14 protein-coding genes are annotated in these 13,399 nt (G+C 66.5%); 5 read left to right on the forward strand and 9 right to left on the reverse strand.

What is annotated here, in order from left to right; translation table 11 throughout:
* Positions 1–42: 42 nt before the first annotated feature.
* A complete protein-coding gene (locus H2040_RS07250) occupies positions 43–1,449 on the reverse strand; it encodes an FAD-binding oxidoreductase (protein WP_287156396.1) in 1,407 nt (468 codons plus the stop codon).
* A gap of 106 nt (positions 1,450–1,555) precedes the next feature.
* On the opposite strand from H2040_RS07250, the gene H2040_RS07255 reads away from it, so the two are divergent.
* A complete protein-coding gene (locus tag H2040_RS07255; RefSeq protein ID WP_287156358.1) occupies positions 1,556–2,023 on the forward strand; it encodes a cupin domain-containing protein in 468 nt (155 codons plus the stop codon).
* Here the strand turns inward: H2040_RS07255 and dapD are convergent.
* From dapD to rpmH, 7 genes are read right to left on the reverse strand one after another with little or no spacing between them, the layout of a single operon-like run.
* Complete coding sequence (gene dapD, locus H2040_RS07260; RefSeq protein ID WP_022697591.1) at positions 2,020–2,850, reverse strand: 2,3,4,5-tetrahydropyridine-2,6-dicarboxylate N-succinyltransferase; 831 nt, start codon at positions 2,848–2,850, stop codon at positions 2,020–2,022. The two genes, H2040_RS07255 and dapD, sit on opposite strands and share 4 nt — an antisense overlap.
* Positions 2,851–2,882: 32 nt before the next feature.
* On the reverse strand, positions 2,883–3,587 hold the full coding sequence (locus tag H2040_RS07265; RefSeq protein ID WP_022697590.1) for a pyrimidine 5'-nucleotidase: 705 nt from the start codon (positions 3,585–3,587) through the stop codon (positions 2,883–2,885).
* On the reverse strand, positions 3,584–4,597 hold the full coding sequence (locus H2040_RS07270; RefSeq protein ID WP_287156359.1) for a DUF1036 domain-containing protein: 1,014 nt from the start codon (positions 4,595–4,597) through the stop codon (positions 3,584–3,586). The genes H2040_RS07265 and H2040_RS07270 overlap by 4 nt, the downstream gene beginning before the upstream one ends.
* A complete protein-coding gene (yihA, locus tag H2040_RS07275) occupies positions 4,594–5,205 on the reverse strand; it encodes a ribosome biogenesis GTP-binding protein YihA/YsxC (RefSeq protein ID WP_022697588.1) in 612 nt (203 codons plus the stop codon). The genes H2040_RS07270 and yihA overlap by 4 nt, the downstream gene beginning before the upstream one ends.
* Before the next feature lie 38 nt (positions 5,206–5,243).
* Positions 5,244–7,040 (reverse strand): membrane protein insertase YidC, encoded by a 1,797-nt coding sequence (gene yidC / locus H2040_RS07280; RefSeq protein WP_287156370.1) that lies wholly within the window; start codon positions 7,038–7,040, stop codon positions 5,244–5,246.
* A gap of 42 nt (positions 7,041–7,082) precedes the next feature.
* Positions 7,083–7,430 (reverse strand): ribonuclease P protein component, encoded by a 348-nt coding sequence (gene rnpA / locus H2040_RS07285; protein WP_022697586.1) that lies wholly within the window; start codon positions 7,428–7,430, stop codon positions 7,083–7,085.
* 26 nt (positions 7,431–7,456) lie between these two features.
* Positions 7,457–7,591, reverse strand: a complete 135-nt coding sequence (gene rpmH / locus H2040_RS07290) for a 50S ribosomal protein L34 (protein WP_022697585.1) — start codon at positions 7,589–7,591, stop codon at positions 7,457–7,459.
* A gap of 120 nt (positions 7,592–7,711) precedes the next feature.
* Here rpmH and H2040_RS07295 point away from each other — a divergent pair, with 120 nt between their 5' ends.
* The 3 genes from H2040_RS07295 to H2040_RS07305 are packed head-to-tail and all read left to right on the forward strand — an operon-like array spanning position 7,712 to position 11,322.
* On the forward strand, positions 7,712–8,449 hold the full coding sequence (locus H2040_RS07295; RefSeq protein WP_287156385.1) for a TVP38/TMEM64 family protein: 738 nt from the start codon (positions 7,712–7,714) through the stop codon (positions 8,447–8,449).
* Positions 8,424–9,845 carry a dihydrolipoyl dehydrogenase family protein gene (locus H2040_RS07300; protein ID WP_287156387.1) on the forward strand — a complete coding sequence of 474 codons (1,422 nt, stop codon included), beginning with the start codon at positions 8,424–8,426 and terminating at the stop codon, positions 9,843–9,845. Before H2040_RS07295 ends, H2040_RS07300 begins: the two co-directional genes overlap by 26 nt.
* Positions 9,846–9,876: 31 nt before the next feature.
* Positions 9,877–11,322: a sensor histidine kinase gene (locus H2040_RS07305; protein WP_287156388.1), complete on the forward strand. Its 1,446-nt coding sequence runs from the start codon at positions 9,877–9,879 to the stop codon at positions 11,320–11,322.
* Here H2040_RS07305 and ggt read toward each other — a convergent pair.
* Positions 11,319–13,043: a gamma-glutamyltransferase gene (gene ggt, locus H2040_RS07310; protein ID WP_287156390.1), complete on the reverse strand. Its 1,725-nt coding sequence runs from the start codon at positions 13,041–13,043 to the stop codon at positions 11,319–11,321. The genes H2040_RS07305 and ggt overlap by 4 nt on opposite strands.
* Before the next feature lie 68 nt (positions 13,044–13,111).
* Between ggt and H2040_RS07315 the strand changes: the two genes are divergently transcribed.
* Positions 13,112–13,399, forward strand: a 288-nt coding sequence (locus H2040_RS07315; RefSeq protein WP_287156392.1) for a P1 family peptidase, incomplete at its 3' end; no start/stop codon positions are given.

Here is a 13,399-nt window from a genome sequence, read left to right on the forward strand (position 1 = left end):
CATCCAGATAGGGCGGGCGCGGGAATTGTGAAACCGGACCGCCTAATCGGTCAGCATGACGCGCGGATTCATGATGTTCTTCGGGTCCAGAGACCGTTTCACGGCGCGCAGCATGTCCATCTCCACCGGCGATTTGCGCGCGGGCAGCTCGTCCCGCTTCATCACGCCGATGCCATGCTCGGCGGAGATGGAGCCGTTCAGCTCGCCCACCGCTTCATGCACGGCGGCGCGGACCGTCTCGCCATATTCCTCGAAGAAGGCCTTGTCGTCCTCGCCCTCCGGCGGGCGGACATTGAAGTGCAGGTTGCCGTCGCCGACATGGCCGAACACGATCAGGCGGGCGTCCGGCGTGACCGCCCTCACCTTTTCGGCGGCGCGCTCATAAAGCTCCGGCATCAGGGAGACGGCGGAGGAAATGTCGTGCTTGATGGAGCCGCCCTCCACCTTCTCGGCTTCGGGCAGGGTTTCGCGGATGCGCCAGAAATCCTGCGCTTCGGTCTCGTTCTTGGCGATGGCGGCGTCCTGCACCACGCTCGCCTCGAACGCCTCGGCCAGCGCCGCCTCCATGGTCTCTTCCGCGCCTTCCTTGCGGCCGAAGCTCATCTCGACAAGGCAATACCAGGGATGCGGCTCGCTTAAGGGGTCGCGCGTGCCGTCGATCTTCTGAAGCACCAGCTCCACGCCGTTGCGGGGCACCAGCTCGAAACCCGTGACCGCGCCGCCCGAGGCCTTCTTGGCCATGCCCAGCAGCTTCACCGCGTCCCCTATGCTTCCCACGCCCGCAAAGGCGACGGCGCGGGCGGCGGGGCGCGGGTAGACTTTCAGCGTGGCGGCGGTAACCACGCCCAGCGTGCCCTCCGCCCCGATGAAAAGCTGCTTCAGGTCATAGCCGGTATTATCCTTGCGCAGGGCGCGCAGGCCGTTCCAGATGCGCCCGTCGGGCAGCACCGCCTCTATCCCCAGCACCAGATCGCGCATCATGCCGTAACGCAGCACGGCGACGCCGCCGGCGTTCGTGGAAATCAGCCCGCCAATGGTCGCCGTGCCCTCCGCCCCAAGGCTCAAGGGGAACAGCCGGTCCGCCTCTTCGGCGGCGTCCTGCACGGCGGTCAGCACGCAGCCGGCCTCCACCGTGATGGCGTCGTTCAGCGGGTCGGTTTCGCGGATGGCGTTCATCCGGCGCAGGGACAGCAGAACCTCCCCCTTCGGCGTGGAGCCGCCGACAAGGCCGGTATTGCCGCCCTGCGGGGTGATGGCGACGCCGCTTTCCGCGCAGATTTTCACCGCCGCCGCGACCTCATCGGTCGAGCCGGGGGTCAGCATGATCGGGGTTTCGCCCTGATAGCGGCCGCGCCAGTCCTCGATATAGGGGGCGATCTCTGACGGGTCCTCCGTCCAGCCTTTCGGGCCGAGGGCGGATTTGAGGGCGTCGCGAATTTCGGGTGTCATATCGGTCACGGGCTCTGGTATAGGCGTCCCGCGCCCCGCGTTTCAAATGATGCGGGCGCGTTGTTGCAGTGCATATCGCGGTTTCCGCCGGCAAGGGAGCGACTTCATGCCCAAAATCGACCTGGATAAAGCGCCCGCGGGCGGCGGCTCCACCTATCCCGCGCCCTTCAACGAACCGTGCCTGGGGCGGGAATGGGTGCGGCTGGGTGCGGCGGCGGACCTGACCCAGTTCGGGGTGAATCTGGTCACGCTGAAGCCCGGCGTATGGTCCAGCCAGCGCCACTGGCACGCGAAGGAAGACGAGTTCGCCTATGTGCTGGAGGGCGAGGTGACGCTGGTCGAGGATGACGGCGAGCAGGTTCTGAAAGCCGGCGACTGCGCGGGATGGGCAGGGGGCGTCCGGAACGGCCATGTCCTGAAGAACCTGTCGGACCGCGACGCCGTCCTGCTGATCGTCGGGTCGCGCGATGACAGCGATCACGGCGAATATTCCGACATCGACATGAAGTTCAAACCCGGCCGCTATAGCGGAACCGGCGGCTACACGCGCAAGGACGGGACGCCTTACGATTAGGAGCGCAGCAGCTCGTTCACGGAAGTCTTGGCGCGGGTCTGTTCGTCGGCGCGCTTGACGATAACCGCGCAGGAGAGCGACGGGCCGCCATCCTTGCCCGGCAGGCTGCCCGGCACGACGACGGAATATTCCGGCACCTCGCCGCGATAGATCTCGCCCGACTCGCGGTCGACGATCTTCGTGGAGGCGCTGATGAAGACGCCCATGGAGAGCACCGCGCCCTTGCGGACAATCACGCCTTCGGCGACCTCCGAGCGGGCGCCGATGAAGACATTGTCCTCGATAATCGTGGGGGAGGCCTGCAGCGGCTCCAGCACGCCGCCGATGCCGGCCCCGCCGGACAGATGCACGCCCTTCCCGATCTGGGCGCAGGAGCCGACGCTGGCCCAGGTGTCGATCATCGCGCCTTCATCCACATAGGCGCCGATATTCACGAAGCTGGGCATCAGCACGCAGTTCGGCGCGATATGCGCGCCGCGGCGCACGATGGCGCCCGGCACGGCGCGGAAGCCGGCGTGCTTGAACTGCGCCTCGTCCCATGTCTCGAACTTGGAGGGGACCTTGTCCCACCAGACGCCGCCGCCCGCGCCGCCATTGATCACGCGCATCGGCGAAAGGCGGAAGCTGAGCAGCACGGCTTTCTTCAGCCATTCATTGACGGTCCAGCCGCCCTGCCCGTCCGGTTCGGCGACGCGCGCCTCCCCCGAATCCAGGCGCGCGAGCGCGAAATTGACGGCGGTCGGGATTTCGCCGGGCTGGTTCGGTTTCAGGTCCGAACGCTGTTCCCAGGCGTCTTCGATTACGGGTTTGATGTCGTCGAGCGTCATGGATGCGGGTTTGGCCGAGGGGGGCCGAACGGTCAAGCCGCCTTCCTGACCTTCAGATCGCCCAGAAACGCAGTCAGGTCGTCGGTGACGTGGTCGACGAAGTCCGGCGCCTCGCCCGCGGCGGCGGGGCGCGCGCCCTCCGGCTCATGGCTCCAGTCCTTACCCGTAGTCACCAGAACGGTGGTGAAGCCGAGTTCGGCGGCGGGCTCCAGATTGCGGGCCAGATCCTCGAACATCGCCGCGCGCCGCGGCGCTACGCCGGTGGCCTTCGCCATGCGGTCGAACGCGATGCGGGCGGGTTTAGGCTCGAAACCGGCGGCCTGAATGTCGAAAATGGCGTCGAAGAGATCGGCCAGACCGCGCTTCTCCAGCACGCGTTCGGCATGGCGGACCGAGCCGTTGGTGAACACGACGCGCGCGCCGGGCAGCGCGGCGATGCGCTCGGCCAGCAGGGCGTCATGCTCCAGCACGTCCAGCTCGATCTCGTGCACATAGTCCAGGTACGGCCCCGGATCGGCGCCGTGCACGGCCATCAGGCCCTTCAGCGTTGTGCCGTGATCGGCGTAATAACGCTTCTGGATAATGCGCGCCTCGTCCGGCGAAACTTTCAGGAAATCTGCCACCCAGTCGCGCATGCGCACGTCGATCTGGGCGAACAGATCGCATTCGCTGGGATAGAGGGTGTTGTCGAGATCGAAGACCCAAGCCTCGACATGGCTGAAATCGGGGGCGCTCACCGGCGCAGCGCCGGGCGGTCTTCCGGCTCCTCCGCGCCTTCGAAATCGCCGGGGCCAAGCGTGATGGTCACGCCGCGGTCTTCGCCCGTGGCGACGCGCATGAAGCGGCCCTCGTCATAGCCGCGGTCGGAGCACTCCTCCCGGCCATTGATGGAAAACCGGGTGGGGGCCAGGCAGAAAGCCTCGGTCGCGGACAGCAGCATGTGGTCGTCAGCCGCCGGGTCGTCCGCGGGAAGGCCGGCATAGATGAAATACTTGCCGGCGGCCTGCAGCGGCTCGCCCAGCACCTTGGCGCAGGCCCGGGGGGCGATGGACCACCAGCCGCGCGAACGGCCCGTATCCTCGTCCTCGCGCCCATAGGCGGTCCAGATGGTCCGGTCCGCCTGATTGCAGATGCTGAGGCCTTCCGCCTCGCGCTGTTCGCGGGCAACGGTTTCCAGCCAGTCCATCCAGGCGGCGCGGTCCTCCGGACGCGCGCCCTTCTCATTGGCCAGCACGGTTTCCGCGGCGCGCACGGCGCGGCTCTCGGAAAGCGATTCCATGCTCAAATCGCCGCCCGCATCCCCGGCCAGCCGCTGGAAGCCCGCCAGCTCCGCCTTGTCGCCATAATCTGCGGGCTCGACGAAGGTGGAATCCTCGGCGGCGGGGCTGACGGCGTTGAAGAACAGGGTTTCCAGCCCCTCCGCCTCGCAATTGGCGTCGCCCGGCAGCAGGAAATCGCCGCTATCGGCGCACAGCGCCTCCAGACCCTGCCATTCGCGCCGGCCGCCGCGATGGGCCAGCGCCGAACGGGCATAGACAAAGCGCGGGCCGATGACGTCCTCCGGCCCGCCTTCCACGCATTCGCCGGGGCGGATGCGGTACCAGCCCTCGGTCATGATGGCGCCGCTGTCCTGATAGGCGACGGCGGCCTCAAGGATGAAGCTGGTTTCGTTGCAAAGGTCCCACGCATTCGCCGCGCCGCCGCCCGCCGCGGACAGCGCCAGGGCGAGAAGCGCGGAACGGATCACTGGATCGCCAGCGCGGCGATCTCCGCGCGCAATTCGCCAAGGCCCAGCGTCTTGGAGGACGAGGTGGCGTGGATGACGGGGTGCGCGGCCGGGCGCCGGGCGATCTTCGCCGAGGTCTCGGCCAGCCGCTTGTCCACTTCCGGGCGCTTGAGCTTGTCGGTCTTGGTCAGCACCAGCTGATAGGAGACCGCCGCTTCGTCCAGAACATCCATGATCGACTCATCCACCGCCTTGATGCCGTGGCGGGAGTCTATCAGCAGGAAAACGCGTTTCAGAGTCGGGCGGCCGCGCAGATAGTCGCGGGTCAGGGCCGTCCAGCGCTTCACTTCGGTCTTCGGGGCGCGGGCATAGCCATAGCCCGGCAGGTCAACGAGGAACAGCTCGCCGCCCGCGTCAAAGAAGTTCAGCTCCCGCGTGCGCCCCGGATCGCCGGATGTGCGGGCGAGACTCTTGCGGTTGGTCAGCGCGTTCAGCAGCGAGGACTTGCCGACATTGGAGCGCCCGGCAAACGCGGTTTCCGGCCATTCCTCATGCGGGAGGTCTTCCAGCCGCGTCACGCCGCGCACGAAATCGATCGGGCGCGCGAACAGGCGCTCCCCCGCCTGCATCTGCGCGGGCTCGAATTCGGGTTTGAAGGCGGGCGCGTTCAGCCTTCATTCTCCGCTTTGCGGCCGCGGAGGCGGGCCAGCAGCTTGTCGGCCTGTGTCTCCACGCCGTGGCGGCGCATGATGAAATATTGCTGGATCAGCGTCAGCAGGTTGTTCCACGCCCAGTAGATCACCAGACCGGCGGCGAAACGCGCCAGGATGAAGGTGAAGATAATGGGCATCATGGCGAAAATCCGCGCCTGCATCTTGTCGCCCGGCGGCGGGTTCAGCGACTGCACGCCCCACATCGTCAGGCCCATGATGATCGGCCAGATGCCGATGGACAGGATCGGTCCCCCGATCAGCGGAATCGCGGAAGCGTCATAGGGCAGAAGGCCGAACAGATTGCCGATCTGGGTCGGGTCCGGCGCCGAAAGATCGCGGATCCAGCCAAAGAACGGGGCGTGGCGCATCTCGATCGTGACGAAAATCGTCTTGTAGAGCGCATAGAAGATCGGGATCTGGATCAGCATGGGCAGGCAACCGCCGGCCGGGTTCACCTTCTCCCGCCGGTACATCGCCATCATTTCCTGGCTGAGCTTCTGCCGGTCGTCCTTATAGCGCTCCTGCAGCTCCTTCATCTTGGGCTGCAGCGCCTTCATCCGGGCCATGGAGGCATAGGCCTTGTTGGCCGGGAACAGCATGATCAGCTTGATCAGCACCACGAAAATCAGGATCGCGACGCCGAAATTGCCGACCAGGTCGTAGATATTGTCGATGCTCCAGAAGAAGGGCCGGGTCAGGAACCAGAAATTGCCCCAGTCGATGGCCCAGACAAAGCGGTCCACGCCCTGCCCCTGATATTCGTTGAGGATGTCATATTCCTTGGCGCCGGTGAAAATGCGCGAGGTGACATCGCGGCTCTGGCCCGGGGCCAGGGAGAAAGCCTGAATGCGGTAGCTGGATTCGAAGATGTCCGAGCCGGCCGGGCTGATTGCGTCCAGCTCCAGATCGAACGTCTCGCCCTGCGGCGGGATCACTGCGGCCAGCCAGTATTTGTCGGTGATGCCGACCCAGCCGTTCTGACCCTTGCCGGCAACCGTCGTCCCGTCGGCCAGCTTCTGGTATTTTTTCTCTTTCAGCTCGCCGCCGACCGAGCCAATCCCGCCTTCAAACAGGATATAGAAGGGCGCGAAATTGGCCGGCAGGCCATGACGGCGCACTTGGCCATAGGGGCTGAGCACCACGGCGGAGCCGGAATTGTTCGTCACGCGCTGCTGGACGGTGAACATATAGTTCTCGTCCACGCTGATCACGCGCTGGAAGCTCAGGCCGCCGCTTTCATATTCCAGCGTCACCGGCGTCTGCGGGGTCAGGGTTTCGCCCTCCACCAGCCGCCAGGGCGTATCCAGACCCGGCAGGCCCTGCGGCCCGCCCTCCACGGTCGCCCAGCCGAGATAGGTGTAGAAGGCGTGGTCGGCGCCGCGCGGCACCAGCAGCTCCACCTGCTCGCTGGCGTCCTGCTCTTCCTTGGCGTCGACGGTGTTGTAGTGGTTCTTCAGATAGAGATCGTCGATCCGCGCGCCGGACAGCGACAGCGAGCCGCGCAGGCTGGGCGTATCAATCGCCACGCGCTCTGAATCCGCCCTCACCTCCTCGACGCTGCGCATGGCGGCGGGACCGGAGGGTATCTCGTCAGCGGAGACGGTGGGCGCGCTTTCGCTCGCCGCGCTGCGCTCCGCCTCCAGCGCCGCGCGGCGCTGGTCGGATTGCGGCCCCAGAACGAAAATCTGGTAAATAACGAGGATGACGACGGCCAGGCCGACGGCGACAATGAGATTCTTCTGGTCGTTCATGAAAGTTCGCTCCGCTCGCGCCCGAAATCCTCGAACGGAGCCCTAATTGTGATCGCGCGAAAGAATTCGCGCGAGCCTTATCAATGCGTTTCTCGAATCGTCAAGCAAGGCTGACCAGTCGCAGTCAGCCGTTTTGCCGCGGGCGATAAAGACATAGTCGCACCCGGCAAGTCCATATTGAGGGAGGAGTTCGCGCGCCGCTTCGCGCAGCCGGCGCTTTGCGCGGTTGCGAATAACCGCGCCGCCGATCTTCTTGGTGGCGGTAAAGCCCATGCGCGCGCCCTCGCCGGCAGCGTCAGAGCGCCGCGCCTGGATCATCACGCAGGGGCGGACATCGCGCGATCCGCGCGCGACATAGAGAAATTCCTTACGGGAAGTGAGCCGCGGCAAGGCGGCGAGAGGCGCAGGCTCTCCGCTCAGGCGGACAGCTTCTTGCGGCCTTTGGCCCGGCGCCGGGCAAGAACCAGACGGCCGGCCTTGGTGGCCATGCGCGCACGGAATCCATGACGGCGTTTGCGAACAATCTTGCTCGGCTGAAAAGTACGTTTCATCGCTCTGGCCTCCGCGGTTCAATGTGTTGCGCCGCTTGTTTTCTGAAAGCGGGGCAGATAGCCCTCATCCCGCACGGGGTCAAGGCTTCAACCGCACAACAACGCGATAGAGAACACCTTATGGGGCGTAATCTGCTCTGGCGCCTGGCGCCGCTTATCATCCTTCTGGGCGCGGGCATAGCGGCCTGGGCGCTGGGGCTGGGCGACCAGCTGACGCTGGATGCGCTGCGCGGGCACCGGGAATCCATCGCCGCATGGCAATCCAGCCCCGGAACGGCGGTGATTCTGGCCGTGCTTTTCGTGCTGGTCTACGCGGTCGTTGCGGCCACGCTGCCGCCCGGCGCGGCGCTGATGGTCACCGCCGCGGGGTTCTTCTTCGGCTTTCTCTATGGCTCGGCGCTGGCCATGACCGGCGCGGTTCTGGGGACCCTGCCCTCCTATTTCGCCGCGCGCACGGCGGTCGGCCGAACCATCGAGGAACGCGGCGGGCCGAAATTGAAGAAGGTTATGGGGATGCTGGAGGACAACGCTTTCATGACCATCCTGACCTTCCGCTTCCTGCCGGTGATCCCCTATTTCTTCCTGAACATGGCGGCGGGGCTGGCGCGGGTGCCGCTGCCGAAATATTTCGCCGCCTCGCTGATCGGCCTGGTCCCGGCCACGCTGACGCTGGTCGCGCTGGGCGCGGGCGCGGGCGAAGCCATCGCCGCGGGAGAAGACCTCGACCTGACGCTTCTGGCGCGTCCGGGCATTCTCGCTCCCCTAATTGTGATCGGTTTGTTGACCGGCGGCCTCTTGGTTTTCCGCATGCGCTCGGCCTATCTCCAGCGCCATGGAAAAGAAAACGCTCAAAGCTGATCTCTGTGTTGTCGGCGCCGGCGCGGCGGGCCTCTCCGTCGCCGCGGGCGCGGCGCGCCTTGGCCTGTCGGTCGTGCTGTTCGAGGCCGGCGAGATGGGCGGGGAGTGCCTGAATACCGGTTGCGTGCCGTCCAAGGCGCTGCTGGCCGCCGCCAGGCGGGCGGAAGATATCCGGCGGTCGGGCGCGCTGGGCGTGAAAGCGGGCGAACCGGAGATCGATTTCCCCGCAGTCATGGCGCATGTGCACAAGGCCATCGCCGCCATTGCGCCCAACGATTCGCAGGAACGGTTCGAGAAGATGGGCGTGACCGTGGTGCGGGAACGCGCGGCCTTCACGGCCAGTGACTGCATGGAATCGGACAGTTTCCGCGTGAAAGCGAAACGATTCGTGCTGGCGACCGGCGCCGATCCCTTCATTCCGCCGGTCGAGGGGCTGGATACGGCCCCCTATCTGACCAACGAGACCCTGTTCGAAATCACCGAGCGGCCCCGCCACCTTGTTATTCTGGGCGGCGGCGCGGCGGGTCTTGAAATGTCGCAGGCGTTCCGGCGTCTGGGCGCCGAGGTGACGGTGATCGAGGCGGAGGAGCCTCTGGCCGGCGCCGATCCGGACCAGGCCGGCGCCCTGCTGGGCCGGCTGCGCGAGGAAGGCGTAACGATTCACAGCCGGACCAAAGCCGAATGCATTTCGGCCGAGGGCGATACGATCCGGGTCGAGACCGACGCCGCCGGCGTTATCGAAGGCGACCGCCTGTTCGTGTCGACAGGCCGCCGCATCCGCACGAAAAATCTGGGACTGGAAGCGGCGGGGATCGAAACGGACGGGCGCGGTTTCGTGCTGGACGGCAAGCTGTGCACCACGAACAAGCGCGTCTTCGCGGCCGGCGACGCCGCCGGGCTGGACATGCTGACCCACGCCGCCGGCTGGCACGCCAGCGTGCTGATCCGGAATTTCTATTTCGCGCAGCGAACAAAGGCAGAAAGCGCCATCATCCCCCGCGCGCTCTACACGGAGCCGGAATTCGCATGGTTTGGCCCGACCGAAGAGGAAGCGCGCGAGGAACATGGCGGCAAGGTCCGCGCCGTTTCATGGGCGTTCGACGAAAATGACCGCGCCATTGCGGAAGGCGACGTCCAGGGCGGGGTGAAACTGGTTGTCGGCAAGGGCGGGGAAATCCTGGGCGCATCGATTCTGGGCGAAGGGGCGGCGGACATGCTGCAGACCGTGCAGGCGGTGATCGCAGCGGGCGGCAATGTGCGCTCCCTCACCGAATACGTGCCCGCCTATCCCACGCGTGGGGAGGCGGCCAAGCGCGCCGCCGGCGCCTATTACGAGGACGCGGTGTTCGGCCCGTGGGCGAAGCGTCTGGCTCGATTTCTTACGGTTTTCCAGTAAGCTGCGCGGCCACACGAAAAACGGACCGGGCATGGACAGACAGGCCGCCGATTCCCCTGACCCTCAGGACCAGGACCGCCTGCAGGAGCCGCCGCGCCTGTGGCTGGGCCTGCCTGCCCGCCTGCTGGGCCTGACCATCGCCTTCGTGATGCTGGCGGAGATCCTGATCTATTTTCCCTCCGCCGCGTCCTTCCGGCTGGACTGGATGAATGAACGCGCCCAGGCGGCGATCACCGCCTCGCTGGCCGTGGAGGCCGCGCCGGACCGCATGGTGACGCAGGATCTGGCGGACGAATTGCTGATGTATGCCGAGGTTCAGGCCATCGCGGTCAAGCGCAACGGCATGCGGGAGCTGATCCTCAGCCGCGAGGATTTCATGCCCGAAATGCTGGAAACGGTCGATCTGCGCGACCAGACCGTGATGAACGGCATGGGCGGCGCGCTGCGATCCCTGACCGCGCCCGAAGACCTGACCTTGCGCATTCTGGCCGCCCCCCGCAGCGGCACGGACGCCGAATTCATCGAGGTTCTGCTGTTTCACCAGCCGCTGAAACAGGCGCTGATCGCCTATTCCTGGCGCATTCTGGGGCTTTCGGTTCTGATCTCGCTGATTACCGCCACGCTGATCTATCTGTCGCTTCTGTTCATTCTGGTACGGCCGATCCGGCGGCTGTCGCGGGCCATGACGCGATTCCGCGACGACCCGCAGAACGCCGGGCTTATCACCCGCCCCAGCGCCCGCCGGGACGAGATCGGCGAGGCCGAACGCGCCTTCGCGGACATGCAGTCCGACCTCCGCCATGCGCTGGTCCAGCGCAACAGGCTGGCCTCGCTTGGCGCGGCGGTGGCGCGCATTTCTCACGATTTCCGCAATATTCTCGCCTCCGCCCAACTGGTCTCGGACCGGCTGGCGCATGAGGAAGACCCCCGCGTGCGTAAAATGGGAGAGCGGCTTGTCCGCTCCGTCTCGCGCGGCGTCTCTCTGACCGAGGACACGCTGAAATACGGCAAGGCAGAGGAGCGCACGCCCTCCCCCGGCATCCTGGCGCTTAGAGCCTCCGTGGAGGACGCCGCGTCGGACGCCGGCGCGTTCGACCGGGACATGGTCTGGCGCAACCAGATCCCTGAGGACGCGCAGATCAGTTTCGATCCCGATCATCTTCACCGCATTCTGGTGAACCTGATACGCAATGGCCTGCACGCCATGGAGCGCGCCCGCACGCCCGTCATGACGGTCAGCGCAGCGCAGGAGGGCGGAGACTGGGTCGTGACGCTGGCCGATGAAGGCGGCGGCGTGCCCGAGAAAGCGAAAAAGACCCTGTTCAGGCCGTTCGGCGCCTCCGGCGCCAATGGCGGCGCGGGCCTGGGCCTGTCCATCGCGCGCGAACTGGCGCGCGCCAATGGCGGCGATGTGGTTCTGGTCTCGACCGGGCCGGCGGGCAGCGTTTTCGCGGTTCGCGCGCCCGCCGCGCCTTAAGGCGTGCGGGCCTGACCTTCGCGCCGCGGATCGGCGGCGCCGATCAGGCCGTCATCGGTTTTCATCACTGCATGGATGCCCGAGATTTCGCCTTCAGGCTCCGCCACCTGATGTCCCATGGCGCGCAGCGCCTCTGCGATCTCCGGCGAAAAACCTTCGTCGATGCGCACGGTTTCCCCGCGCGCGATGACATTGGGCAGCTCCGCCGCCTGTTGCGGCGTCAGGCCCCAGTCCAGCACGCCCACCACGGTCTTCAGCACATAGGCGATGATCGAATTGCCGCCGGGCGACCCGGCCGCCAGAACAAACTCCCCGGTTTCGCGATCCAGCACGATGACCGGCGACATGGAGGAACGCGGCCGCTTGCCGCCCGCCGGCGCATTGGCCAGCAGCCGGCCTTCCTCGTCATAAGCCTCGCGCGCGAAATCGGTGAGCTGGTTATTGAGCAGGAAGCCATTGGTGAAAATGTGGGAGCCGAAGGCAGATTCCACAGTCGTGGTCATGGAAACCACGTTCCCGGCGCCGTCGACAATCACGAAATGGCTGGTGCCGGGCGCCGGCTCGGTCGTGTCCTCGCCATAGGTCTCCGATCCGGCGAAAGGATCGCCCGCTTCCATGCCCTTGATCGCGGCGTCAGCGGAGACCAGCGCGGCGCGGCGGGCGAGATAGGCCTCGTCCAGCAGCGCATCGACCGGCACGTCGGCATATTCGGGATCGGCGACATAGCGGTCACGATCCGCATAAGCCAGGCGCATCGCTTCGATCAGGTAATGCCAGCCGGCGGCGGTGTCCGGCCCGTTTTCGCGGATCGGGGAATTTTCCAGAATTTCCAGCGCCGAATTGATAGCCACCCCGCCCGATGACGGCGGCGGGGCGGAGCAGACCAGCCAGACCCGATACGGGCGGCAGACGGCGTCTTCCTTCTGCGCCTCATAGGCGTTCAGATCCTCCACCGTCAGCAGACTGCCATGCGGCGCGCCCCGGGCGGCGGTGACGATGTCTCCGGCAATATCGCTGTCCAGCAGGGCGCGCGGATTGTCGGCGATAGACCGCAGCGTCCAGGCATAGTCGGGGTTTTTCAGAACATAGCCAACAGGCCGCGCCTCGCCGCGCGCGTCATAGAAATACGTGGCCGTGCCCGGCCGTTCGTCCAGCGGCCCGAATTCGCCCAGACGGACGAGGAGATTGTTCAGCCGCGGCGAAACCTCGAACCCGGTCTCGGCCAGCTTGACCGAATAATCGAACAGGGCGCTCCATTCGAGCCGGCCATGATCGGCCTGCGCCAGACGCAGGGCGTCCACCGCGCCCGGAACGCCCGGCGCGCGGCCGGACATCCAGGCCTCGACGAACCCCATCAACTCGCCATCCTCGCCATAGAAGAGGCGCTCCGTGGCCGCCGCCGGGGCGCGCTCCCGCCCGTCATAGACGGTCACGTCCTGCGTGGCGGCGTCGAAATAGACCAGGAAGCCCCCGCCGCCGATTCCCGAGCTTTGCGGCTCCACCAGTCCCAGCGCCGCCTGCACGGCCACCGCCGCGTCAGCCGCGCCCCCGCCCGCGCGCAGAATTTCCAGACCCGCCTCGACCGCGTGCGGGTTTGCCGCGGCCACCATGCCGCCGTCCGCCATGGTTTCCGCGGGCGCGGGATCGGCCGCGACCTGAGCATCAGATTGCGGCGCGGCGCAGCCGGCGAGGAAAGCGGCGGAGAGGAAAAAACGGATCATGCTTGAAGGCTCCTGTGGTTTAGGGCGAGCATAGCGGCGCGACACCGTCATGAAAGGGGCGAAACCGTATGGCCCGGCCCGGCGCAAGAAACCTGATTACCGATACGCCCGGCCTGCTGGTCGGACAGGCGGAAGACGCCGGCGCCCGGACCGGGGTCACCGTCCTCTATCCGGAGGCGCGCGCGGTCTGCGCCGTGGACGTGCGCGGCGGCGGGCCGGGCACGCGGGAGACCGACGCCCTGGCCCCTGACACGCTTGTGGAGGCCGTGGACGCGCTGGTCCTCGCCGGGGGCTCTGTCTATGGCCTCGCCGCCGCGGACGGCGTGGCCATAGACAGAGCCCCCGGCGAGGACCAG

It is taken from the genome of Euryhalocaulis sp., assembly GCF_013911995.1.
GTDB lineage: Bacteria > Pseudomonadota > Alphaproteobacteria > Caulobacterales > Maricaulaceae > Euryhalocaulis > Euryhalocaulis caribicus.

Bases quoted from the DNA above. Each gene is read 5' to 3' on its own strand.
- yidC (WP_287156370.1), bottom strand. From the start codon at position 7,040: ATGAACGACCAGAAGAATCTCATTGTCGCCGTCGGCCTGGCCGTCGTC.
- ggt (WP_287156390.1), bottom strand. From the start codon at position 13,043: ATGATCCGTTTTTTCCTCTCCGCCGCTTTCCTCGCCGGCTGCGCCGCG.
- H2040_RS07295 (WP_287156385.1), top strand. From the start codon at position 7,712: ATGGGGCGTAATCTGCTCTGGCGCCTGGCGCCGCTTATCATCCTTCTG.
- dapD (WP_022697591.1), bottom strand. From the start codon at position 2,850: ATGACGCTCGACGACATCAAACCCGTAATCGAAGACGCCTGGGAACAG.
- H2040_RS07250 (WP_287156396.1), bottom strand. From the start codon at position 1,449: ATGACACCCGAAATTCGCGACGCCCTCAAATCCGCCCTCGGCCCGAAA.
- yihA (WP_022697588.1), bottom strand. From the start codon at position 5,205: ATGCAGGCGGGGGAGCGCCTGTTCGCGCGCCCGATCGATTTCGTGCGC.
- H2040_RS07300 (WP_287156387.1), top strand. From the start codon at position 8,424: ATGGAAAAGAAAACGCTCAAAGCTGATCTCTGTGTTGTCGGCGCCGGC.
- rpmH (WP_022697585.1), bottom strand. From the start codon at position 7,591: ATGAAACGTACTTTTCAGCCGAGCAAGATTGTTCGCAAACGCCGTCAT.
- H2040_RS07305 (WP_287156388.1), top strand. From the start codon at position 9,877: ATGGACAGACAGGCCGCCGATTCCCCTGACCCTCAGGACCAGGACCGC.
- H2040_RS07255 (WP_287156358.1), top strand. From the start codon at position 1,556: ATGCCCAAAATCGACCTGGATAAAGCGCCCGCGGGCGGCGGCTCCACC.